General features: G+C 54.9%; 19 protein-coding genes and 1 pseudogene. 11 read left to right on the top strand and 9 right to left on the bottom strand.

The features are described from left to right. The first annotated feature begins 15 nt into the window (after positions 1-15). From tynA to EXW94_RS03410, 3 genes are all read left to right on the top strand, one after another. Positions 16-2,292: a primary-amine oxidase gene (tynA, locus tag EXW94_RS03420; RefSeq protein WP_174339475.1), complete on the top strand. Its 2,277-nt coding sequence runs from the start codon at positions 16-18 to the stop codon at positions 2,290-2,292. 168 nt (positions 2,293-2,460) lie between these two features. Next, positions 2,461-4,434, top strand: coding sequence for an alkyl/aryl-sulfatase (locus EXW94_RS03415; RefSeq protein WP_174339474.1), 1,974 nt, complete (start codon positions 2,461-2,463; stop codon positions 4,432-4,434). Between the two features lie 72 nt (positions 4,435-4,506). After that, complete coding sequence (locus EXW94_RS03410; RefSeq protein WP_174339473.1) at positions 4,507-5,613, top strand: GGDEF domain-containing protein; 1,107 nt, start codon at positions 4,507-4,509, stop codon at positions 5,611-5,613. A 100-nt stretch (positions 5,614-5,713) separates the two neighbouring features. Here EXW94_RS03410 and EXW94_RS03405 read toward each other — a convergent pair whose 3' ends face one another. Further along, complete coding sequence (locus EXW94_RS03405) at positions 5,714-7,213, bottom strand: aldehyde dehydrogenase family protein (protein WP_174339472.1); 1,500 nt, start codon at positions 7,211-7,213, stop codon at positions 5,714-5,716. A 241-nt stretch (positions 7,214-7,454) separates the two neighbouring features. Here EXW94_RS03405 and feaR point away from each other — a divergent pair, with 241 nt between their 5' ends. After that, complete coding sequence (feaR, locus tag EXW94_RS03400; RefSeq protein WP_126817413.1) at positions 7,455-8,363, top strand: transcriptional regulator FeaR; 909 nt, start codon at positions 7,455-7,457, stop codon at positions 8,361-8,363. Here feaR and EXW94_RS03395 read toward each other — a convergent pair whose 3' ends face one another. From EXW94_RS03395 to EXW94_RS03385, 3 genes are read right to left on the bottom strand one after another with little or no spacing between them, the layout of a single operon-like run. Continuing rightward, positions 8,364-8,684: a YdbL family protein gene (locus EXW94_RS03395; RefSeq protein ID WP_126817415.1), complete on the bottom strand. Its 321-nt coding sequence runs from the start codon at positions 8,682-8,684 to the stop codon at positions 8,364-8,366. Between the two features lie 7 nt (positions 8,685-8,691). Then, positions 8,692-8,883 (bottom strand): YnbE family lipoprotein, encoded by a 192-nt coding sequence (locus EXW94_RS03390; protein ID WP_010430706.1) that lies wholly within the window; start codon positions 8,881-8,883, stop codon positions 8,692-8,694. Then, positions 8,880-11,519 (bottom strand): YdbH family protein, encoded by a 2,640-nt coding sequence (locus EXW94_RS03385; RefSeq protein ID WP_174339471.1) that lies wholly within the window; start codon positions 11,517-11,519, stop codon positions 8,880-8,882. Before EXW94_RS03385 ends, EXW94_RS03390 begins: the two co-directional genes overlap by 4 nt. 210 nt (positions 11,520-11,729) lie before the next feature. Here EXW94_RS03385 and EXW94_RS03380 point away from each other — a divergent pair, with 210 nt between their 5' ends. After that, on the top strand, positions 11,730-12,719 hold the full coding sequence (locus EXW94_RS03380) for a 2-hydroxyacid dehydrogenase (RefSeq protein ID WP_174339470.1): 990 nt from the start codon (positions 11,730-11,732) through the stop codon (positions 12,717-12,719). Positions 12,720-12,737: 18 nt separating this feature from the next. Here the strand turns inward: EXW94_RS03380 and EXW94_RS03375 are convergent, their stop codons facing one another. Continuing rightward, positions 12,738-13,943 (bottom strand): MFS transporter, encoded by a 1,206-nt coding sequence (locus EXW94_RS03375; protein ID WP_174339469.1) that lies wholly within the window; start codon positions 13,941-13,943, stop codon positions 12,738-12,740. Between the two features lie 197 nt (positions 13,944-14,140). On the opposite strand from EXW94_RS03375, the gene uspF reads away from it, so the two are divergent. Continuing rightward, positions 14,141-14,575: a universal stress protein UspF gene (gene uspF, locus EXW94_RS03370; protein ID WP_108416950.1), complete on the top strand. Its 435-nt coding sequence runs from the start codon at positions 14,141-14,143 to the stop codon at positions 14,573-14,575. A gap of 361 nt (positions 14,576-14,936) precedes the next feature. Next, positions 14,937-15,752 (top strand): hypothetical protein, encoded by an 816-nt coding sequence (locus EXW94_RS03365; protein ID WP_174339468.1) that lies wholly within the window; start codon positions 14,937-14,939, stop codon positions 15,750-15,752. Between the two features lie 55 nt (positions 15,753-15,807). On the opposite strand, the pseudogene EXW94_RS03360 reads toward EXW94_RS03365, so the two are convergent. Continuing rightward, a pseudogene (locus EXW94_RS03360) lies at positions 15,808-16,053 on the bottom strand (replication protein P); the annotation flags it as partial. Between EXW94_RS03360 and EXW94_RS28150 the strand changes: the two are divergent. Continuing rightward, entirely contained in the window at positions 15,944-16,177 is a 234-nt protein-coding gene (locus EXW94_RS28150; protein ID WP_254797822.1) for a hypothetical protein, read from the top strand. The pseudogene EXW94_RS03360 and the gene EXW94_RS28150 sit on opposite strands and share 110 nt — an antisense overlap. Before the next feature lie 149 nt (positions 16,178-16,326). Here the strand turns inward: EXW94_RS28150 and dcp are convergent, their stop codons facing one another. Beyond that, positions 16,327-18,360 (bottom strand): peptidyl-dipeptidase Dcp, encoded by a 2,034-nt coding sequence (gene dcp / locus EXW94_RS03350; protein ID WP_174339467.1) that lies wholly within the window; start codon positions 18,358-18,360, stop codon positions 16,327-16,329. 143 nt (positions 18,361-18,503) lie between these two features. On the opposite strand from dcp, the gene ydfG reads away from it, so the two are divergent. Together ydfG and EXW94_RS03340 are read left to right on the top strand one after the other, a co-directional pair. Next, positions 18,504-19,250, top strand: a complete 747-nt coding sequence (gene ydfG / locus EXW94_RS03345) for a bifunctional NADP-dependent 3-hydroxy acid dehydrogenase/3-hydroxypropionate dehydrogenase YdfG (protein ID WP_120158747.1) — start codon at positions 18,504-18,506, stop codon at positions 19,248-19,250. Positions 19,251-19,341: 91 nt separating this feature from the next. Beyond that, positions 19,342-20,028, top strand: coding sequence for a GntR family transcriptional regulator (locus tag EXW94_RS03340; RefSeq protein ID WP_042714708.1), 687 nt, complete (start codon positions 19,342-19,344; stop codon positions 20,026-20,028). Between the two features lie 34 nt (positions 20,029-20,062). On the opposite strand, the gene EXW94_RS03335 is transcribed toward EXW94_RS03340, so the two are convergent. After that, positions 20,063-20,494, bottom strand: a complete 432-nt coding sequence (locus EXW94_RS03335) for a universal stress protein (protein WP_010430681.1) — start codon at positions 20,492-20,494, stop codon at positions 20,063-20,065. A 289-nt stretch (positions 20,495-20,783) separates the two neighbouring features. Between EXW94_RS03335 and ydfZ the strand changes: the two genes are divergently transcribed. Continuing rightward, a complete protein-coding gene (gene ydfZ, locus EXW94_RS03330) occupies positions 20,784-20,987 on the top strand; it encodes a putative selenium delivery protein YdfZ (RefSeq protein WP_010430680.1) in 204 nt (67 codons plus the stop codon). 42 nt (positions 20,988-21,029) lie between these two features. Here the strand turns inward: ydfZ and EXW94_RS03325 are convergent, their stop codons facing one another. Next, complete coding sequence (locus EXW94_RS03325; protein ID WP_089598771.1) at positions 21,030-22,493, bottom strand: mannitol dehydrogenase family protein; 1,464 nt, start codon at positions 22,491-22,493, stop codon at positions 21,030-21,032. Positions 22,494-22,611: the final 118 nt, after the last annotated feature.

Raw genomic sequence — 22,611 nt, 5'->3', positions numbered from 1 at the left:
AAGATGAGGTCTACGATGGGAAGCAATTCTTCTTTTTCTGCCCGTAGAACGGCGCTGGCCATGGCCGTTGCGCTGTGTTGCGCCTGGCAATCCCCTGTTTTCGCCCACGGCAGTGAGGCGCACATGGTCCCGATGGACAAAACGCTGCAGGACTTTGGCGCGGACGTTCAGTGGCATGATTACGCACAGATGTTCACCATTGCGAAAGACGGTGCCTTTGTGAAGGTCAAACCGGGCGCAAAAACCGCCATCGTCAACGGTAAAACCCTCAAGCTTGAGGTACCGGTGGTGATGAAAGGCAAAAAAGCCTTTATCTCTGAGACCTTTATCAACGATGTTTTCCAGTCAGGCCTCGATCAGACCTTCCAGGTTGAAAAACGCCCTCACCCGTTAAACGCGCTAACGGCGGACGAAATTAAGCAAGCCGTTGAGATTGTGAAAACCTCGGCGGATTTTAAACCCAATACCCGCTTTACCCAGATCGCCCTTGCAGAACCGGAGAAAGCCAAAGTGTGGGACTTTGTGCTCAACGGTACGGCTGTGGATGCCCCTCGCCAGGCGAAGATCGTCATGCTCGATGGCAAACACGTTATCGAAAGCGTGGTGGGCCTGAAGGATAAAAAAATCCTGCGCTGGGAACCGGTGAAAGACGCGCACGGCATGGTCCTGCTGGATGATTTCGCCACGGTACAGCAGATCATCAACGAGAGCACCGAGTTTGCCGAAGTGCTGAAAAAGCGCGGTATCACCGATACGAAGAAAGTGATTACCACCCCGCTGACCGTCGGCTATTTCGACGGCAAGGATGGCCTGAAGCAGGAAGATCGCCTGCTGAAGGTGGTGAGCTATCTGGACGTGGGCGACGGCAACTACTGGGCGCACCCGATTGAGAACCTGGTCGCGGTTGTCGATCTTGAACAGAAGAAAATTCAGAAGATCGAAGAAGGCCCGGTCATCCCGGTTCCGCTCACCCCGCGCCCGTATGACGGCCGCGACCGGGTAGAAACGGTGAAAAAACCCCTGGAGATCGTCGAGCCGGAAGGCAAGAACTACACCATCACCGGCGATATGGTGCACTGGCAGAACTGGGATTTCCACCTGAGCCTGGACTCCCGCGTGGGCCCGATGATTTCAACCGTTACGTATAACGACAACGGCAAAAAGCGCCAGGTGATGTATCAGGGGTCGCTCGGCGGCATGATCGTCCCTTATGGCGATCCGGACGTGGGCTGGTACTTTAAAGCCTATCTCGACTCCGGCGACTACGGTATGGGCACCCTGACCTCACCGCTGGTGCGCGGTAAAGACGTGCCGTCCAACGCCGTGATGCTCAATGAAACCATCCCGGATTATACCGGCGCGCCGATGGAGATCCCGCGCGCGATTGCGATTTTCGAACGCTACGCGGGGCCGGAATATAAGCATCAGGAGATGGGCCAACCGAACGTCAGCACCGAACGTCGTGAACTGGTGGTGCGCTGGGTAAGTACCGTGGGCAACTACGATTACATCTTCGACTGGGTGTTCCATGAAAATGGCACCGTCGGTATTGACGCCGGTGCAACGGGTATCGAGGCGGTAAAAGGCGTTCAGGCGAAAACCATGCATGATGCCACCGCCAAAGACGACACAAAATACGGCACGCTGATCGACCATAACATCGTCGGCACCACCCACCAGCACATCTACAACTTCCGCCTGGATATGGATGTGGACGGCATCAACAACAAGCTGGTGGCGATGGACCCGGAAGTGAAGCCGAATACCGCCGGTGGCCCGCGCACCAGCACCATGCAGGTGAATCAGTACGACATTGACACCGAACAGCAGGCGGCGCAGAAGTTCGACCCGGGCACCATTCGGCTGCTGAGCAACACAAGTAAAGAGAATCGCATGGGCAACCCGGTTTCGTATCAGATTATCCCTTACGCGGGCGGTACGCACCCGGTGGCAAGCGGTGCGAAATTTGCCCCGGACGAGTGGATCTACCATCGCCTGAGCTTTATGGACAAACAGCTGTGGGTGACGCGCTACCATCCGGATGAACTTTACCCGGAAGGCAAATTCCCGAACCGCTCCATCCACGATACGGGGCTGGGGCAGTACAGCAAGGATAACGAGTCGCTCAACGACCAGGATGACGTGGTTTGGATGACCACCGGGACTACCCACGTCGCCCGCGCGGAAGAGTGGCCGATCATGCCGACGGAATGGGTACATACCCTACTTAAACCGTGGAACTTCTTCGACGAGACGCCAACGCTCGGAAAGAAAAAAGACGAACAGAAATAAATAACGTACCGGGCGCAATGCCCGGTTTTTCATCCATTTACTTGCTGAATACATCTCCCCGATTATAGTTATTTCTACCTCATTTTTTTCATTTCATTTTTTGAATCACTTTCTGCCAGGACGCGAACTTTCCACAAGCGACGTAATACATCATTGAGAGGTTTTAGGATGAAATTCAATTTGATCGTTAAGAGTCTAGCTCTGGCTGGACTTTTTATTTCCGTCAGTTCCGCGTATGCCGCAGAAGCGCCGAAAGATGCCACGGCCGCCACGCAACAAGCCAATAACGCCCTGTTTAATCAGCTTCCCTTCTCCGACAATACCGATTTCACGGACGCCCATAAAGGCTTTATTGCGCCTCTTCCTCAGGACATTATCAAAGGGGAACAAGGAAATGTTATCTGGGATCCACAGCAATATTCGTTTATTAAAGAAGGCGATAAAGCACCAGACTCCGTTAATCCCAGCTTATGGCGTCAATCTCAGCTGATTAATATTAGCGGCCTGTTTGAAGTGACCGATGGCGTATATCAGATACGAAATCTTGACCTGTCAAATATGACCATCATTGAAGGGAAAGAAGGTATTACCGTGGTTGACCCGCTGGTGTCGGCAGAAACGGCGAAGGTCGGGATGGATCTCTATTTTAAAAATCGCGGCAAAAAACCGGTCGTCGCCATTATTTATACCCACAGCCACGTTGACCACTATGGCGGCGTGCGCGGCGTGGTGGATGAAGCCGACGTGAAGTCCGGCAAGGTGAAAATCTACGCGCCTGCCGGGTTTATGGAAGCGGCCGTTGCCGAGAACATCATGGCGGGTAACGTCATGAGCCGCCGCGCCAGCTACATGTATGGCAACCTGCTGAAGCCAGATGCCAAAGGTCAGGTGGGCGCGGGCCTGGGCACGACCACCTCCGCCGGAACGGTGACGCTGATTGCCCCGACCAACATAATCGAAAAAGATGGGCAGAAAGAGGTTATCGACGGCCTGACCTATGATTTTATGCTCGCGCCGGGCTCCGAAGCGCCATCCGAAATGCTCTGGTATATCGAAGAGAAGAAACTGATTGAATCCGCTGAGGACGTGACCCATACCCTGCACAACACCTACTCGCTGCGCGGGGCCAAAATCCGCGAGCCGCTGCCGTGGTCGAAATACATCAACCAGGCGATTGTGCGCTGGGGTGACAAAGCCGAAATCATCATGGCACAACACCACTGGCCGACCTGGGGTAATGAAAACGTGGTTAAACTGCTGAAAAGCCAGCGTGACCTCTATCGTTACATCAACGACCAGACGCTGCGTATGGCGAATGAAGGGCTGACGCGCGACGAGATCGCCGCTAACTTCAAGCTCCCGGATTCACTGGCGCATACCTGGGCTAACCGCGGCTATTACGGCTCGGTGAGCCATGACGTAAAAGCCACCTATGTGCTGTATCTGGGCTGGTTTGACGGCAATCCGGCGACGCTGGATGAACTGCCGCCAGAAGAAGGCGCGAAGAAATTCGTGGAGTATATGGGCGGCGCGGATGCCATCCTGAGCAAGGCGAAAACCGACTTCGACCAGGGGAACTACCGCTGGGTGGCGCAGGTGGTAAGCAAAGTGGTCTTTGCCGATCCGAACAACCAGGCGGCGCGCAACCTGGAAGCGGATGCGCTGGAACAGCTTGGCTATCAGGCTGAATCCGGCCCGTGGCGTAACTTCTACCTGACCGGCGCGCAGGAATTGCGTAACGGCGTGGTGAAAGGGCCAACGCCGAATACCGCCAGCCCGGATACGGTACGCGCGATGACGCCGGAGATGTTCTTTGACTACCTTGCCGTTCACATCAACGGACAAAAAGCAGGTGACGCCAAATCAGTGTTTAACATTGATCTTGGCAGCGATGGCGGGAAATACAAACTCGAGCTGGAAAACGGCGTGCTGAACCACACGGCAAACGCGGAGGCGAAGGATGCAGACGCTACTCTCACCCTTAACCGCGACACGCTGAACAAAATTATCCTCAAAGAGGTGACGCTCAAACAGGCCGAACAGAGCGGCGACGTGAAACTCACCGGTGACGGCGCTAAACTGGATTCTATGCTTGGATATATGGATAAATTTGATTTCTGGTTTAACATTGTGACACCGTAACGGTCACGCAAAAGGGCGGCTCGTCCGCTCTTTCCTGCTTCACGTGTTCGCCAGAAAGGGTAAAAAGCGTTAATGGAAAAAAGAAAAAAACCGACACTTGAACGGGCAACCTGGCCAACGCGCCATGCCATGGTCATGCATGGGCTGGCGATGAACCTGCCATGGCTGGCCTTCGTCAATATCAGCTTCGCGGTGATGATTCTGCTGCGACACGTTCTGCTTAAGGCCGGCGATCCCCTTTATCCCCACTCACCGCAGCTGACGAAAATAGTCGATGCCTCCATGCTGGGCATAACCCTCCTCTCAGCTGCGCTGATCCTCATGGCCTGGCGGCGCATCGCCGGTATCAGTGTGGTGTTGTTTATTTGTAGCGCCATCTGGTCGGTCTCCTGTTTCTGGTTTATCACCCATCTGCTGCTCCCGCACGTCTGGCCGCTGTGCGTCATTTTATTACTCTCCGGCTTAACGGCGCTCTATTTTTACCCTAAAGGGTTGCTCGCCTTTGTGCTGCCGCTCTGGATCACCCTGCCGATAGCAAGCTGGGTACGAAACGATGGCCTCAACCTTCACTTCATTATTATCTGGAGCGTCTTTACGCTGATCCTGATCTGCGGGCGTTTCATCCTGTTGAGCTGGTTTGACGAAGCCTGGCGACGTAACCAGCAAAACCAGCTGCTGATCTCCAGACTGGATGCGCTGGCGCATCAGGATCCATTAACCAAAACTGCTAATCGCCGGAAAATGGAAGTGGTGCTGGAAAACGCGGTAGAGCAGAAAAAAACCTTCTCGGTGATTATGCTGGATATCGATTACTTCAAGCTCTACAACGATACCTATGGCCATCAGGCGGGTGACGAATGCCTCACACGCGTGGCGGAGGTGCTTAAGAAATCGGTGCGAACCCCTGAAGATGTGGTGTCACGCTATGGTGGCGAGGAGTTTGTGGTGATCCTGTTTAACTGCCCGGCAAATATCGCGGAAAAGGTTGCCCTGCGTATTCAGGACGGCCTGCGTACGGAAGCCATACCGCACGGCGCCTCAAAAGTCAGCGAATATGTTACCGCCAGTATGGGGATTGCGGGGCGGGTCGAAGGTCTGGCGGGGACAGAAATTATCGCTCGTGCCGATGCCGCGCTGTACCGGGCAAAAGAGGCTGGGCGGGATCGGTGGTCGCTGTAAATAAAAGCCGGGTGGCGCTGCGCTTACCCGGCCTACGGGATCTCAGGAATATGTTGGTTTTGTAGGCCGGGTAAGGCGTAGCCGCCACCCGGCTTGTTTTTTAATAGCGCACGCACACCGACTTGGTTTCACACCAGCCGTCCAGCCAGTCCGGGCCGAAGTCACGTCCGGTACCAGACTGCTTCATGCCGCCGAACGGCAGGTTGGCGTCGATCAGCGTATGGCTGTTCACCCACACGGTGCCTGCCTGCAGCCTGTCAGTGTATTCCAGCGCTTTGCTGATGTTCTGCGTCCAGACGCTGGCCGTCAGGCCATATTCGGTGTCGTTTGCCAGCTGGAGCGCCTCTTCTGCATCGGATACGCGCACCAGGTTGACCACCGGGCCAAACACCTCTTCGCGGGTCAGCCGCAGCGCGGCATCCGGGTTCACCACCAGCGTCGGCGATACGTAATACCCTTTGCCATCCGGGCCGCGGTTGCCGGTAATAAGCTCTGCGTTGCGTGCTGTCGCCTCATCCAGGAAAGTTTGCACCTTATCGCAGTGCGCACGCGACACCAGCGGGTTGATAAACGCTTCCGGCGACATGCCCGGCCCGACGCTCAGGGATTTCACCGCCTGCTCAAACCCGCTCACCAGCGTGTCGAACAGCGGCGCTTCAATGTAGATACGCGAGCTTGCAGCGCAGACCTGCCCCTGATTCAGGAAGCTGCCGGTCATCAGGCCTTCGCTCACCCACGCCGGGTCCGCATCTTTCAACACGATAGCCGGGTTTTTGCCGCCCAGCTCCAGGGTAACGCCCGTCAATGTATCCGCCGCCACGCGCGCAATCTGTTTCCCCGTCGCGGTCGAGCCGGTGAAACTCACTTTCGCAATATGCGGATGCGAGGTTAACGCGGCGCCACATACCGCGCCGCTCCCGGTCACCACGTTGAACACGCCATCCGGAATACCCGCCTCACTCGCTAACTCCGCAACGCGCAGCAAGGTGAGCGGCGTGGTCTCTGAAGGTTTAATCACGATGGAACAGCCCGCCGCCAGCGCAGGCATCACTTTCCACATGCCAATCATCAGCGGGAAGTTCCACGGCACAATCCCGGCCACAACGCCAACCGGCTCTTTGCGCGTCCACGCCTGGTAGCGCGCGCCCTGAGGCAATGGAATGGAGAGATCGAGGGTTTTCCCCGCAATCTTGGTGGTCAGCCCGGCGGTATAGCGCATCCAGTTCAGGGTACAGCCCACTTCGAAGGCGCGGGAAATGTTGATCGACTTCCCCTGCTCCAGCGTTTCCAGCTGCGCCAGCTCCTCGCTGTGCTGTTCGACCAGATCGGCAAAACGCAGCAAGATGCGTTCACGCTCTGCCGGAAGTTTTCCTGCCCAGCTGCGGGCGACAAAGGCCCGCCAGCCGGACATCACCGCACGATCCACATCATCGACGCTGGCATCCGCGGTTGAGGCAATCACCTCTCCCGTCGCTGGGTTGTAGACGTTCAGACGCTTTTCGCTATCGGACGCAACCTGACGCCCTTCAATCCACAAGCCGTGGTGGCGATCCATAAAACGCTGGACCTCGGGCAGGACGGCTACCTGTGATTCAGACATAGGGTACTCCTTCGTTATTCTTCGTAGGGTGTTAATGCAGTCTACGAGGCGTTTCGCATTCCCGCTTTTGTCTGTGTGACATTCGCTTTGCCACCTGTGACAGGCTCCGCAAAACATGATAATTACCGCTTATAACGCTGTTACCAGTGAGTGTTCTTTCCTATAGTCAGCCTCATGGCTCTGACAAATTGCAACACAAATGCAACAATGAAAAAACATTGACGGTGCGGCGAGATAAACGATGGCATGTGCGAGCGAACAGGAAAAGTATCAGCAGTGGCTGGCGCAAATTAACCAGGTTTGCGGACGGTTTGACGCTCGCCCGTTAGAGGGCACATTCATTGGCGAACTGGAAACCAGCTACGCAAGAAGCCTGAAGCTCAGCACCGTGACCGCAGGCAACGTCAACCTGTTCCGTACCCGCCGGGAAATTAAAAACAGTAACGATGCCTGGTTCTACGCCGTGTTTCAGCTTGAAGGCGGTGCAGAGATTGAACAGGATGACCGACGTTCCATTCTCCATACCGGCGACATAACGCTCATCGACGCGTCGCGCCCCTGCTCCATCTCCTGGCAGGATAAATCCCGCCAGATTTCACTCCTCGTGCCGCGTCAAATCATTGAGCAGCAGTGTCGTTTTCAGGAGGTGAGCTGCGCGCTGACGCTTTCGCGTAGCCTGCCGACCGTACAGCTGAGCCACCGCCTGTTGCAGGAGAGTATGGGAAATGCGGAGCTGAGCGACAGGGAGAGCGAAGCGGCGCTGGAGGCGATGGTCTGCCTGCTCCGCCCGGCCTTTCAGCAACGTGACGTCGTCCAGCCGCGAAAGGAACGCCAGTTCCAGCACGTCCTCTCGCTGATTGACGATCACATTCAGTCTGATGCCCTGCGACCGGAGTGGATTGCTACAGAGAGCGGCATGTCGGTACGTAGCCTGTACCGCATGTTTGCCGATAAGGGGCTGGTCGTGGCGCAGTACATCAAAAACCGCCGCCTGGACCTTTGCGCGCAGGTGTTGCGCTCCGCCAGCGATGATGAAAAGCTGGCGGGGATCGGCTACAGCTGGGGCTTTGCCGATCACAGCCATTTTTCAACGGCGTTTAAGCAGCGTTTTGGCGTGTCTCCGGGAGAGTATCGCAAGCGCTTCCGCTGATCACTTCTTCAGCCATTTACCGTTTATACCCTTCACATATTCCCCCGGCTGCGCGCGGGCAACCAGCTTTTGCCCCGCCATTTTTGCCACTTCGTCTACAGGTAAGTTATTGCTGTCGGCCAGCTTCTGATAGCTTTCCGTGCGCGCCGCGTTAATGCGGCTGACCAGCGCCAGCGTTTCGGCATCGTGTTTGATCGGCGCGATATAGCCGCTCAGGGTCTCCCCCACACGCCCCTGTTCACGGGCGTCATTCAGGGTAAGCGTTGCCGCCTGCACGTGCATTCCCAGCGCCAGTAAAATGAGAGCTAACGTTCGTTTCATGGCGTCCTCAGAACAGATCGCTGCGCGATTTCAGCAGGGTTTCAACGTCTTTATCGACCTTAATATGGATCTCGTGTTCGATTTTGACGTTCATGTTGATGGTAATCGGCTCCTTTGGCGCAGCGACTTCAATGCGCGGCGTACAGCCTGTCATCAGCGCGGCAACGGCAACGGTGAGCACACCAGCCATCTTTTTCATTGTTGTTCCTCACTTTCCTTGCCCGTCGAACTGCGGAGACCCGGTATCGCCGCATGTTGCTCAAACCATGTTTGCAGGTTGTCCCCAAAGCGCAGGCTGCGCCAGAGGGTAAATACGTTCTCTTCGTGGGTGTAATTCAGGTTCACGGAACTGCTTTTGCCATCAACGCGGCTGGTGCCTTTAATGGTCGCCTGCAGCGTTAATACACCCAGATTATCTACATTGAGTTTTGTCCACGATTGGGAAATTTCCATATAGCGTAACCAGTTAATCGCCGCCCCTGCGACCATATTGTCTTTCACAATGGCATCAGCCGTGTCTTTGTCGAGACGCAGCGTCATCGGCCCCGGATTGGTCAGCCAGCCATCTTTGATGATCCATTTTTCATTGTCCAGCCAGAACGGTAGCGCGCCGCTGACCGGCCCGGACATCGCAAACTGTTTCGGATTGACGGCGCTTACCAGCTCGCTGGACGAGATATTGTCCACGCGCAGCAGGGCCGGATCGTGCTGCGGCATCCTCAACTGCTGCATGGTGATTTTCCCGCCCAGTACCTCAACCTTGACGTTGGTGAGCAACAGCGGGTTCTCCTCGCTCCAGGGGTAGTCCCCCTGCAAATCCGCGGTGATATTCCTCGCCGTGACCAGGTTTTGCACCTCGCCAATACGCAATGTGACCGGCCCTCGCGTACCCAGCGACCATGTGCCTTCGCTAAAACGGAACGGCAGGACAAAGTCGATACCGTTAATCTGGTTATCCGGCATCCAGACGCTGCCGGATTTCAGCACCCCGTGTCCGCCCGCCTCAAAGCCCTGACCGGCCGCAGCCGAGAAGGCCACCTGCGCATACAGTTCGCCATCGTGCAGCGTCATTTTCCAGTCTGGTGGGATCAGCGGCTGGAACACGGTGAGCGACTGTTTCGGCCACCAGGCCTGACCACGAAGGCGTTCGCCGTCCCAGCGTCCATTGACCTGTACCGGACCAATTTTGTCGGCGTGGAGGTCGCCCTTAAACTGAAAGAGTGTCGGATCGGTGCCATCAACGCTGAAGCTCAGTACCGAAGGCGGCAGTACGCTTCCGCCGGAGAACGTCGTTTGTCCGGCATTCAGCGCCAGAGCGCCGCTAAAGGAGGGTTTGGCCGGATCGCGGTTCCAGCGAACGGGAGTTTCCAGAACCAGGCGCGGTTCACCTACCGTCATGGTGCCGTACTGGAGCTTGTCGAATCCGGTCGAGAGTTCGGTTAACTCAATAAGCGCGTCACGCCACTCGCCTTTACCGGCGACGTCCCAGCGCGCGTGCATAGGCGTAAAGCTCCCTTTTCCCCAGTAGCGCCACTGCCACAGGCCATTATCAGGTAAAAAGTCGTTGGCCTGACCGTCCAGGTGCAGTTCGAAATCGCCCATTTCATTTTCATGCGCGCGCAGAATAGCCTGAAGTCGGCCATCTACGCCTTTTTGCGTAAGCTTCACACCCGCCAGCGGCCAGCGGATTTCATCAATATCCAGCGAATCGATAATGCGACCGCGCGAACGCAGCAGCGCGCCGGGTTCAAAGGAAAGCTGCGGATCGTTGAGGCTTCCGGTCAGTTTGGCCGGGAGTTTGGCGTAGAGAATGAGATCGTTTTGTTTCGCCTCACCGCTCAAATACAGCGGCATATCGCTGTTTTCCATGCTAAGCGAACCCGGGCCGATATTCAGCACCGCATTACCTTTGCCCGCATCGCCCTGCGTGAGCACATTCAGTCGCCCGGAAACGGTGGCTTTTTCCAGCCCCTGCTGCCAGTTCTCAATACGCAGGCCAACCCGTCCGCTCAGCGGCAGGCCGGACAGCGCCCAGTTCCAGCGTCCGTCGCTGATATTCAGCTGTTCGGCTGTAATCTGCCACGGCAGGTCGAGCAGCGGATCGGGATTGTCCCGCGCCATCACCACCAGTTGCCCCTGATTGTCTTCCCAGTCCAGATCGGCATCGACCAGCGAGGTTAACTGTGGCACGTTAAAGGTGGCAACGGCGTGCCCTTTCACCGGTATTCCGTCCGGCACCAGCGGCAGGGTAAATTTCCCGACCAGTTTGACAGGCTGCGGCTGGTCTGGAAGGCGAATATCGAACTGACTGACAGAGAGAGTTTGTCCGCGTAGCTGGCCTTTAATGCTGACCTGCTCACCTTTATAGGTAATTTCCTGACTAGTGGGAGTGAGTGACGCATGAAGTTCGCCCTCCCACTGCTGCCAGGGGGCAAGAGAAAGACGATGCACCGTCAGCCAGGTATTCGGTAACACCGCCTGCCACTGCGCCAGCGTTTTGGGTGCGACCGTCGACGGCGCAGATTGAGGGAGTTTGCTGAGGCAGACGGAGTTAAGCTCAAGGGTGCCTACATCAAGCTTCCAGCGGCTTGGGTGTGACAACGTCACGTTATCGATACGCGCAATTTCACACTCATCCACCAGATAACGAAGATCGGGGATCACCAGCGCGTGACGGGTGAGTTTTGGGCTTTCCTCGAAAGCGATACGCGTTCCGACGGGGAGCCAGATCCCGGCGAGCGTTGGCACCCACTGGGCGAGCGTCATCAGCAGCGTCAGCGGCACCAAAATCAACAGCAGTAAAAGCGCAATCGCGGCTTTGTATTTACCCTTCATGGGCAGTTAATATCCTGATTTAGCGAAAGAATTAAGCCGACATTGCCGATCATTGTCGCATGTTTAGCCAGTCAGTTGAAGTGAATGCCTTTTTTAAGGATAGATGCTCTAGAATAATTGATAGAACTTATTGAATTCAATAATATTTTATAAATTGTAAGATTATTTTAATCATGCTAACGTGAATGCAAAATCACTGGAGAAAGTCTTATGAAACTCGCGGTATATAGCACAAAGCAGTACGACAAAAAGTATCTGCAACATGTTAACGAGGCTTACGGGTTTGAGCTTGAATTTTTCGACTTTCTGCTGTCTGAAAAAACCGCCAAAACGGCGCACGGCTGTGAAGGCGTCTGCATTTTTGTGAACGATGATGGCAGTCGTCCGGTGCTGGAAGAGCTGAAAAAGCAAGGGGTAAAGTATATCGCCCTGCGCTGTGCAGGCTTCAATAACGTGGACCTCGACGCGGCGAAGGAGCTGGGTCTGAGGGTGGTACGCGTTCCGGCATACTCCCCGGAAGCGGTCGCGGAACATGCCATCGGCATGATGATGTCCCTGAACCGACGTATTCACCGCGCTTATCAGCGCACCCGTGATGCCAACTTCTCGCTGGAAGGCCTGACGGGCTTTACCATGTACGGTAAAACCGCTGGCGTTATCGGCACCGGCAAAATTGGCGTCGCTGCCCTGAGGATCCTGAAAGGCTTTGGTATGCGCCTGCTGGCGTTTGATCCGTACCCAAGCGCAGCCGCGCTGGATCTGGGCGTGGAGTATGTTGACCTGCCGACGCTGTTCTCCCAGTCTGACGTGATCTCCCTGCACTGCCCGCTGACGCCGGAAAACTACCACCTGCTTAACCAGGCGGCGTTTGACCAGATGAAAGATGGCGTGATGATCATCAACACCAGCCGCGGCGGACTGGTTGACTCTCAGGCCGCTATCGAAGCGCTGAAGACCCAGAAAATTGGCGCGCTGGGCATGGACGTGTATGAGAACGAACGTGACCTGTTCTTTGAAGACAAGTCCAACGACGTGATTCAGGACGACGTGTTCCGCCGCCTGTCTGCCTGTCATAACGTGCTGTTTACCGGACACCAGGCGTTTCTGACTGCCGAAGCGTTGATCAGTATTTCAGAAACCACGCTGGGGAATCTGAAGCAGCTGGAAAAAGGTGAAGCCTGCCCTAACGAGCTGGCGTAAGCGTTTCGCCGGGTGGGGCTATGCCCCACCCGGCGCAGGTATTTCCCAGGTCCGGTGAGCACATCGCCACCAGAGCAGGACGGCAACAAGGGCAATCGCGCTCAGTACACTGAATGCCGTCGCAAACGAGTAATGACCGGCGATCGTCCCGGTTAACGCCGGGCTCATGGATGCCCCAACCCCCTGCATCAGCATCACCACACTCTGCCCGGCATTGACGTGCCCGCTCCCGCGCAAAAGCACCACAATAAACGACGGTACCACGACGCCCAGGATCCCGGCAGCCAGACCGTCAAGGATTTGTACCGGGATCATCATCAGAGGCGCGTCCGTAGACGCCGCCAGCGCAGCGCGCACCGGCATGACCAGCAGCGCCAGCATAATTAAGCGCCAATAACCGTAGCGTTCAACCCGGCCTGCGACCCAAAGTGCGACGGGGATCATCACGGCCTGAGAGATGATGACGGTACCTGCGGCATACAAACCGGGGTTGATCGAGGCGGGTGCCGCAGCAACCCTCATGCTCAGCATCGGCAGCAGCGCAGCGTTCGCAAGGTGGAACAGCAGTAGCGTCAGTCCGGTCACAAATAGCGCGCGGTTTTTAATCAGCACCGCAAAGCCGGGCACTGGCAGGTTCGCTGAAGAGGAGAGTCCACGCGCCGCGTCGTTGTCGATGTCTCCGTTGCGGATGGCAAGCAGCGCGCAGAGCGTGAGCAGCGTCGTACAGGTCATCAGCAGGAAAATCCCCCCGACGCCCCAGTACCAGGCAATTCCGCCTGCTATCAGTGCGGTCATGAAATTGCCCGCGTGATTAAACGCCTCGTTTTTCCCCATCTGCGCGCTGAACCCGCCCTGACCGGTCAGGCCCAGCGTAATCCCGGCAATCAGCGGCCCCACAAACGCCGCGCAGATGCCGGTGACCATTTGCGAAGCGGCGACAACGCCAGTTTGCTGGCTAAACCAGAGCAGCAACGTGCTCAGGGTAATCAGGGTGCAGACCAGTGCCAGCACGGAGCGCTTGTTCCGGGAGGTATCGGTGATAAACCCAGCCGGAAGCGTGGCCAGTAACCCCGCCAGCCCACCGGCCGTCATCAGGATGCCGATACCATCGGGGGCCCAGTGGCGTTCAGTCAGAAAGATGCCGAGAAAAGGACCGAGGCCATCTCGGACATCGGCAATGAAAAAACTTGTCAGGCATAACGCCCGCAGCGAACGAAGAGACATACTTCCTGCCTTGTCTGTTATCGCCTGTAAAAAAGGACAAGTAGTATACCGGGTATTATTGAAAAACAGATGACGCCTTAAAAAACATTCTTTCCGAACCTTACGCGATCTTTGTACCCGTTATGTCAGCTTGCTCTCTGTTTTCCTGCAATTAACGGTCTAACCTGAATTGTGTGAAAAACACTCAGGAGGGACACATGTACAACTCAATTTTGGTTCCAATTGATATTTCGGAGGATAGCCTGACGCACATGGTTATTCCTTTCGTTCAGGCACATACAGCACTGAATACGGCCAAAGTCCACTTTCTTACTGTTATTCCATCGCTTCCTTATTATTCATCATTAGGTTTGGCCTACTCCGTGGAAATGCCGAAGCTAAAAGATTTCCAGCACGCGGCCCTGGCAAAACTGGATGAAATCGTTAAACAATTCAAAATTCCTGCAGACAAGATACAGACTCACGCCGTGACGGGCTCCCCTAAGGATCAAATCCTTAAGCTCGCTGACACGATCGCTGCCGACCTGATTATCATCGCTTCCCACAAACCTGATATATCGACGTATCTGTTGGGTTCAAACGCGGCGGCAGTGGTGAGGCATGCGAAATGTCCGGTGCTGGTCGTAAGATAGAAAACCGGGCGAGAAGCCCGGTTTTTCGTTGACGTTTCCCTGAGTCAGGGCTGAAAACCGCGTTTAAACATTCAGTACGTTTGCGTTTAAATTGAGATCGGCAATGGCGGCCGGTTTTCCAAGCAAGTAGCCCTGAACTTCGTCACATTTATGCTTTTAACGAGCTCCCTCCGTTGCAATGAACGAAGTATGCCTTTTTATCAAAAGCCAGGCTTGAGCATAACAACGGTAATAATACTCGCTCATGACCAGTTAAAGGCATATGCAAAAGCCAGTATTTATCGTTATTATTCATGTAGCAATCATTGATGACTAATGTCATCATATTAGTTGCAACGACTTACAATCGAAGAGACTGAACATGCTGGAAACATTCAAAGAATTATTTTCATCTACGATTAGTACAACTGTACAACGTGTCAAGAATCCTGCATTAGGAGCATTCGCGCTGTCTTGGTGTGCATTTAACTGGAAATCCCTTTTATACCTTTTATTTAGCGATGGTGACATTCTAAATAAAATTGAGTTCATCACCACTAACAGCACCTGGAAAACAGTAGCCGGCTATCCTTGCGTTTCAGTAATTGTAATATGTGGCTTTCTCCCATGGGTAAATAATGTTATTTCAAGATGGCAAGCCAAACCACTCGATAACAATGACTCCATAGAGAATTATCGTAAAGCAAAACAAATTCTACGCGTAACAAGACTCCAAAGGTTACAGGCTAAACAAGATGTGACATATGATAAGGTTAAAACAGGCGCTGAAAAAGATATTCAGGCCATGAAAGAACAAATTATCGAGTCAAAAGACCGAATGGGCATTCTTACTTCTGAATTGAAAGATAAAGAAGAAAAACTACGGAACGAGACACTGTTAGTAGGTGAACTCAAACTAAAGCTTGAGCAATCTACTAATGTTATTGTTCAGCTTAAGGAATCATTAGAAAAAATAAATAACGCTTACAATTTATTAAGCGAGCAATTCAATTCATACAAGAAAAAACATCCAGAAGAGCTTCAAACTTTGGGCGGCGGTGGCTTGCTTTCTGGGCTAACAAATCTGACGCCCGAAATGATAAGAGAGTATTTTGCAAATCAGGAATCCGAGAAGAGCAAATTAAATAAACAACTTTTGAATAGGGATACTCAAGGAATTTTCACCCCAAAGGAATAATTATATTAATTTTCAATATTATTACTTTTAATGAGGCGGCCTTACGCTCGGGTTATTTGTGACACAGCTGGCCATCAGTTCCGCGGCGACGCAGCTCCAGACAGATGTGGTAATAAACCGGCTTTGACCACGGATACTGCTCGCTGCTCGGGTAACGAAACACCAGCTTACGTCACTTTCAGTATTTAACCATGACGTCAGCAGTGGTGATCCCCAGCACGCAGCGCCCCTCCCTGCACCACTTGATGAACTGGCCTGACGAAGGCAGAAACGGACGCTCCTGTCGGCGTACCATGCGCATATCGGAGCGTCTGTATGAGGGGCAAGGCTTCAATACCCAGCAGCTACCAGGTCACTCATCAGACAGGATGGCAGCGCAGTATCATAACGATCGTGGTCTCGAATGGGTGAAAGTGAAGGTGTAGCTACGTGAATAATTGGACGGTATCCCCCTGCAAATTTCGCAGAATTTAAGAATTCATTTTGGGGAGGAATTTTGGAGGAGTTTTGGGGAAGAAAAAATCGGGCAAAAACCGGGCACCGCGCCCGGTTCTGCTTCCAGCCTGAAATGCCCTTACGAACTCAACCCGCGATTTTCCAGCATCGGCTCGATCTTCGGGTCGTGCCCACGCCAGTTGCGATACAGTTCAGCCAGGTCAGTGCTGTTACCACGAGACAAAATCGCCTCACGGAATAGTTGTCCGTTCTCACGCGTCAGCCCACCCTGCTCCACAAACCACTGATAGCCATCGTCCGCCAGCATCTGTGTCCACAGGTAGGCGTAATAGCCTGCAGCATAGCCGCCGCCGAAAATATGCGCAAAGTAACTGCTGCGATAGCGTGGCGGGACGGCGGGAAGATCCAGCCCCTCTTTTTTCAACGCTTCCGCTTCAAACGCGTCTACGCTCGAAACGGCTTCGCTAAGCCCGTGCCATTTCATGTCCAACAGCGCCGCACTCAGCAGCTCCGTCATGTCGTACCCTTTGTTGAACTGGGTCGCAGTCAGCATTTTATCGCGCAGCGCGTCCGGCATCGGCTCATTGGTTTCATAGTGACGCGCATAATGGGCAAAGACCTGCGGATGGCTGGCCCAGTGCTCATTAATCTGCGACGGGAATTCGACGAAATCGCGCGGGGTATTTGTCCCGGAGAGCGTGGCGTAGCGCTGGCTGGCAAAAAGTCCGTGCAGAGTATGACCAAATTCGTGGAACAGGGTCACGACATCATCCCAGGAGATGAGCGCCGCCTGCCCGTTTGCCGGTTTTTGATAGTTACAGACGTTGTAGATCACCGGACGTGCGGCAAACTCATGGGACTGCTCAACGAAATTCCCCATCCACGCGCCGCCGCTTTTGGAATCGCGGGCGAAGAAATCACCGTAGAACAGCGCCATACCTTCACCGGTGTGGTCGAAAATCTCCCACACCCGCACGTCGGGATGGTAAACAGGAATATCAAAACGCTCGACAATACGGATGCCAAACAGCTGGCTGGCGGCCCAGAACACGCCGTCGTGCAGTACGGTGTTCAGCGCAAAGTACGGCTTGATTTGCGATTCATCCAGCGCGTACTTCCCGAGGCGCACGCGCTCGGCATAAAATGCCCAGTCCCAGGCCTGCACGTCAAAGCCACCCTGCTCGTCGTCAATCACGTTCTGAATATCGGCCTGCTCGCGTTCCGCACGCGCACGGGCGGCTGGCACTATGCCGCGCATAAAGGCCAGCGCGGCATCGGGCGTTTTCGCCATCTGGTCGGCAGTGCTCCAGCTGGCGTAATCGTCAAATCCGAGCAGCCGGGCCTGCCGCGCGCGCAGCGCCGTCAGACGGAGGATCAGCGCGCGGGTGTCGTTTTCATCCCCTTTCTGGGTACGCGTCCAGCCTGCGTTGAACAGGTTTTCGCGCGTCTGACGATTACGCAGCGCCGATAGCGCTGGCTGCTGGGTGGTGTTCAGGAGCGGGATCAGCCAGCGATCGTTTAGTCCCTTCTCCGCAGCGGCCTGCGCGGCAGTCGCGATCTCATCTGCGCTAAGCCCCTCAAGCTGATGCGCGTAATCCACCACCAGCCCACCCGCCTTATTGGCAGCCAGCAGGCGCTGATTAAACTGACTGGTCAGGGAGGCCGCCTCGGTATTCAGCGCCTTCAGTTCGGCCTTTTCCGTTTCATTCAGACGCGCACCGGCCAGAATAAACCGCTGGAATGTCTCCTCGACCAACCGACGAGATTCAGCGTCCAGCGCAGCACGATCCTGCCAGACGCTCTCCACGCGGGCGAAAAGGGTGTCATTCAGCCAGATATCGTTCGCCAGCGCGGCAAGTTCGGTGGAGAACTGCTCCTCCAGCTCCTGCAGGTACGCATTGGTGTGCGCGGAGGCCATGGCGAAGAATACGCTGTTTACGCGGGAAAGCATGGCGCCGCTTTTCTCCAGCGCCAGCACGGTGTTGGTGAAGTCTGGCGCAGCGGCCTGAGCGACAATGGCAGCAATGTCCGCCCGCTTCTGACGAAGCGCTTCATCGAAGGCCGAGCGATAGTGGCTATCGTTAATCTCATCAAAACGCGGCGCCTGATAAGGCAACAGGCTAATGTCAAAAAAAGGGTTATTGGCCGACATCTTTCACTCCTGAGAACGGTATATCTCCCCAGAGTAGGACAGGCAGCCCTGGCCTGCAATGGCGTCATACAAATGTTGCCTTAACGGCGCGCCTGAGAGCGTGCTATGTTAATACAACACAAAAAGCGTTGAGGAACAGTGAGATGATTATTTTAGTTACCGGGGCGACAGCGGGTTTTGGTGAAAGCATCACGCGTCGCTTCGTCGCCAACGGACACAAGGTGATTGCGACCGGTCGCCGTCAGGAGCGCCTGCAGGAGCTGAAAGAGGAGTTAGGTGACAGCATCCTGACCGCGCAGCTGGACGTGCGTAACCGCGCGGCTATTGAAGAGATGATTGCTCATCTGCCAGCAGAATGGCGCGCCATCGACGTGCTGGTTAACAATGCCGGTCTGGCGCTGGGCATGGAGCCCGCCCACAAAGCCAGCGTTGAAGACTGGGAAAACATGATCGACACCAACAACAAAGGGCTGGTGTATATGACCCGCGCCGTGCTGCCGGGTATGGTCGAGCGCAACCGCGGTCACATCATCAACATCGGCTCGACTGCCGGGAGCTGGCCTTACGCGGGCGGCAATGTCTATGGCGCGACGAAAGCGTTTGTGCGTCAGTTCAGCCTTAACCTGCGCACCGACCTGCACGGCACCGCCATTCGCGTCACCGATATCGAGCCAGGCCTGGTGGGTGGGACCGAGTTCTCGAACGTGCGTTTTAAAGGCGATGACGCGAAAGCGGACAAAACCTACGAAAACGCCAATGCCCTGACGCCAGAAGACATTACTGAAACAGTCTGGTGGGTGGCGACGCTGCCAAAACACGTCAACATCAACACCGTTGAGATGATGCCAGTCAGCCAGAGCTTTGCCGGACTTAGCGTCCATAGAGGCTAATTACGCCCTTCCCGGCCTGCGGGCCGGGTATGTGATGGCAGGCAAAAGAATGGTAGTATGTTCAGGTTAACTCTCTGAGAAATCACAACCCATGGCAGCTGAATCACAACTCAATCCTACCCAGCCCGTTAACCAGCAAATCTATCGTATTTTACGACGCGATATCGTCCACTGCCTGATCCCGCCGGGAACGCCGCTCTCTGAAAAAGAGGTCTCGGTGCGTTTTGACGTTTCCCGTCAGCCGGTGCGCGAGGCGTTTATCAAACTTGCTGAAAATGGCCTGATTCAGATCCGCCCCCAGCGCGGCAGCTATGTAAATAAGATTTCCCTTTCGCAAGTCCGTAATGGCTGTTTCGTCCGCCAGGCCATTGAGTGCGCAGTGGCACGTCGCGCCGCAGCGCTTATCGATGACAACCAGTGTTACCTGCTGGAGCAAAACCTGCATCAGCAGCGGATTGCGATTGACCGTAAGCAGCTCAACGACTTTTTCCAGCTTGATGACGAATTCCACCAGAAACTGGCGCAAATTGCGGATTGTCAGCTGGCGTGGGATACCATCGAAAACATCAAAGCCACCATCGACCGCGTGCGCTACATGAGCCTTGACCATGTTTCCCCGCCGGAAATGCTGCTCCGCCAGCACCATGATATTTTCAGCGCGCTGGAAAAACGCGACGCGGACGGCGTGGAAAATGCGATGACGCTACATCTGCAGGAAATTAGCGAATCGGTCCAGCTAATCCGCCAGGAAAATAGCGAGTGGTTTAGCGAAGAGTAATATTCGCCGCCACCTTTCGGGTGCGGCGATGTGATTAGCGAACGACTAATACCGGGATCGTGGCGTAGCGCAGAATAGATTCCGCGTTTGACCCCAGCAGATGGGTGGTGATGCTCGGGTTTTTCGAACCGATGACAATAACGTCATACTCCCCTTCTTTGCTGAGCTTGATAATTTCATCACGCACGTTGCCAAAGCATACTTTGCAGTGAATATCATTCGGCGAAATATCGAAGAGCCGCTTTAACGCCGTCATTTTTTTCTCAGACTCCGCGGTCATATACTCTTCAAACTTCTTGATGTCCGCGTTGAACCCGCGCAGCAGCGAGCGGCTGCTGTTAGGCAGAATGTTGACCAGGGTAATCGACGCGCCTTCGGCTTTTGCCAGATTGGCCGCGTGGCGTACCGCTTTATCGCTCAAGTCCATTTCAAACACGTCTACAGGCATCAATATTTTCTTGTACATAAGCCTGACTCCTTATTCCGATGAGAGGATTATTTCCTGACTCAAGAGTGCCATTGGCAATATAAACAAACCCTCAACGCTTGCAGGGTGAAATTATCCATTTAGGAAAATAATTGTCGGCTTTGTAAATTACCGTCCGGAACCGTCAGCGGGCTGCACTGGGGATGAAAAAAGTGTGACCTTGATCAAAAGCAAATAATTTATGCGGCGAGAGGCGTATTAATAATGCCCGTGAACGGCAGAAGGTAAAAATAGTGCCGTAGCGAAGAGTAAGAGAGGAGAAAATACCATGATGACATACGACCGTAACCGTAACGCCATAACCACCGGCAGCCGGGTCATGATTAGCGGCACCGGCCGCACCGGCGTGATTAAAGCGATTCACAGCGAGGGGCTGGACGCCGCGCAGGTGCGCCGCAGCAAAACGGTTGAAGTGGAAGGAAGTGAAGGTAGGTACGAACCGATCGAACTGATTCGTCTGGGAATGCACTAAGCGTGCAGGTTCATGCCGCCGCCAGCGGCGGCATGAAATAAATTACGGTTGTACCGCGTACTGCGCCACTGTGGCTTTCGCGCCTTTATCCAGCAGCGTCTGATAGGCCTCCATCACCGCATTCACAAATACGGCATCCTGCGGCAGTTCGTTTCCAAAAATGGCTTCAATGCCCAGCAGCGCCTTAACGCGACTTTGCCCCTCTGCGCTTCCCTTTACTGCCGCCTGAATCACCGCCAGCTGCGGGTCACTCACCTCAATGGCATTACCCTGCTCGTCCACACCACCGACGTAACGCATCCAGCCGGCCACGCCCAGCGCCAGCAGCGGGAAAGGCTTCTGGTGCACCCGATGCCAGCGCACGGAGTCCAGCATACGCTGCGGGAGCTTCTGGCTGCCGTCCATCGCGATCTGCCAAGTGCGGTGACGCAGTGCCGGGTTGCTGTAGCGCGCAATCAGAAGGTCAGCATAGTGGCCTAAATCAACGCCTTTCACTTTCAGCGTGGGAGCCTGCTCTTTTAGCATCAGAGCGCGCGCGGCTACACGGTAGTTTTCATCTTCCATGCAGTCGTTTATGTGCTGATACCCTGCCAGATAGCCGAGATAGGCCAGGAACGAGTGGCTGCCGTTGAGCATACGCAGCTTCATCTCTTCGAACGGGATGACATCTGCAACCAGCTCGGCACCTGCTTTTTCCCACTGCGGACGGCCAGCAACAAAGTTGTCTTCGATAACCCACTGGCGGAACGGCTCGCAGGCCACGCCCGCCGGATCGCGCACGCCGGTCAACTGCTCGATTTTATCCAACGTATCGGCGGTGACTGCAGGCACAATGCGATCCACCATCGTTGACGGGAAGGTGACGTTGGCTTCTATCCAGTCCGCCAGTTCGCCGTCTACGGCGCGCGCGTAGGCGCAGGTTACGTTACGCATGACGTGACCATTCTCCGGCATGTTGTCGCAAGACATTACGCTGAAAGCAGGCAGACCTGCCGCTTTACGACGCGCCAGCGCTTCAACCACTACGCCAGGGGCAGATTTCGGCTGAAGCGGGTTTTCCAGGTCGGCGGCGATTAACGGATGATCGAGCATCAGTTGTCCGGTCGCCGGGGAGTGGCAGTAGCCTTTCTCGGTGATGGTCAGGGAGACAATGGCGACCTGAGGTTCACACATCGCCGCCAGCACGGTTTCCAGCCCATCAACCTGCGCGTGCAGTGCTTTTTTGACCACGCCGACGACGCGCGATGTCCATGCATCGGCAGACATCTCCGCGACGGTGTAGAGGTTATCCTGCGCATTGAGATCGGCAATTTGCTGTTCGCCACCAATCAGATTCACTTCGCAGTATCCCCAGTCGCTGCCGTGTTCAGCCGCAAGAATATCGGTATAAACTGCCTGATGCGCACGGTGAAATGCGCCAAACCCTAAATGAACAATGCGCGCCTTAAGGCTGCCGCGATCGTACTGAGGCAGCGTCGCTTTCGCCTGTAATAACCGGTTTTCCATGATTGAGACTCGTTAATTAATGAAAGCTGCGATCCGCTGCCGCTCTCCTTCCGAAGCGGCAGCGCCTGCTGACTACACCAACTAGAATGGCAGTTGGGGTAAAAAAATAACTGCCATC

This window comes from Enterobacter sp. JMULE2 (genome assembly GCF_013337145.1).
Classification (GTDB): Bacteria; Pseudomonadota; Gammaproteobacteria; order Enterobacterales; family Enterobacteriaceae; genus Enterobacter; species Enterobacter mori.
Note: the sequence above shows the minus strand (reverse complement) of the source record. Positions and strands in the feature narration are given on the sequence as shown.

Coding starts and splice junctions, on each gene's coding strand:
- EXW94_RS03375 (WP_174339469.1), bottom strand. CDS start 13,943: ATGTCTCTTCGTTCGCTGCGGGCGTTATGCCTGACAAGTTTTTTCATT.
- ydfZ (WP_010430680.1), top strand. CDS start 20,784: ATGATGACATACGACCGTAACCGTAACGCCATAACCACCGGCAGCCGG.
- EXW94_RS28150 (WP_254797822.1), top strand. CDS start 15,944: ATGACGTCAGCAGTGGTGATCCCCAGCACGCAGCGCCCCTCCCTGCAC.
- EXW94_RS03405 (WP_174339472.1), bottom strand. CDS start 7,213: ATGTCTGAATCACAGGTAGCCGTCCTGCCCGAGGTCCAGCGTTTTATG.
- feaR (WP_126817413.1), top strand. CDS start 7,455: ATGGCATGTGCGAGCGAACAGGAAAAGTATCAGCAGTGGCTGGCGCAA.
- EXW94_RS03340 (WP_042714708.1), top strand. CDS start 19,342: ATGGCAGCTGAATCACAACTCAATCCTACCCAGCCCGTTAACCAGCAA.
- EXW94_RS03385 (WP_174339471.1), bottom strand. CDS start 11,519: ATGAAGGGTAAATACAAAGCCGCGATTGCGCTTTTACTGCTGTTGATT.
- dcp (WP_174339467.1), bottom strand. CDS start 18,360: ATGTCGGCCAATAACCCTTTTTTTGACATTAGCCTGTTGCCTTATCAG.
- EXW94_RS03380 (WP_174339470.1), top strand. CDS start 11,730: ATGAAACTCGCGGTATATAGCACAAAGCAGTACGACAAAAAGTATCTG.
- EXW94_RS03325 (WP_089598771.1), bottom strand. CDS start 22,493: ATGGAAAACCGGTTATTACAGGCGAAAGCGACGCTGCCTCAGTACGAT.
- tynA (WP_174339475.1), top strand. CDS start 16: ATGGGAAGCAATTCTTCTTTTTCTGCCCGTAGAACGGCGCTGGCCATG.
- EXW94_RS03395 (WP_126817415.1), bottom strand. CDS start 8,684: ATGAAACGAACGTTAGCTCTCATTTTACTGGCGCTGGGAATGCACGTG.
- EXW94_RS03415 (WP_174339474.1), top strand. CDS start 2,461: ATGAAATTCAATTTGATCGTTAAGAGTCTAGCTCTGGCTGGACTTTTT.
- EXW94_RS03365 (WP_174339468.1), top strand. CDS start 14,937: ATGCTGGAAACATTCAAAGAATTATTTTCATCTACGATTAGTACAACT.
- ydfG (WP_120158747.1), top strand. CDS start 18,504: ATGATTATTTTAGTTACCGGGGCGACAGCGGGTTTTGGTGAAAGCATC.
- uspF (WP_108416950.1), top strand. CDS start 14,141: ATGTACAACTCAATTTTGGTTCCAATTGATATTTCGGAGGATAGCCTG.
- EXW94_RS03410 (WP_174339473.1), top strand. CDS start 4,507: ATGGAAAAAAGAAAAAAACCGACACTTGAACGGGCAACCTGGCCAACG.
- EXW94_RS03390 (WP_010430706.1), bottom strand. CDS start 8,883: ATGAAAAAGATGGCTGGTGTGCTCACCGTTGCCGTTGCCGCGCTGATG.
- EXW94_RS03335 (WP_010430681.1), bottom strand. CDS start 20,494: ATGTACAAGAAAATATTGATGCCTGTAGACGTGTTTGAAATGGACTTG.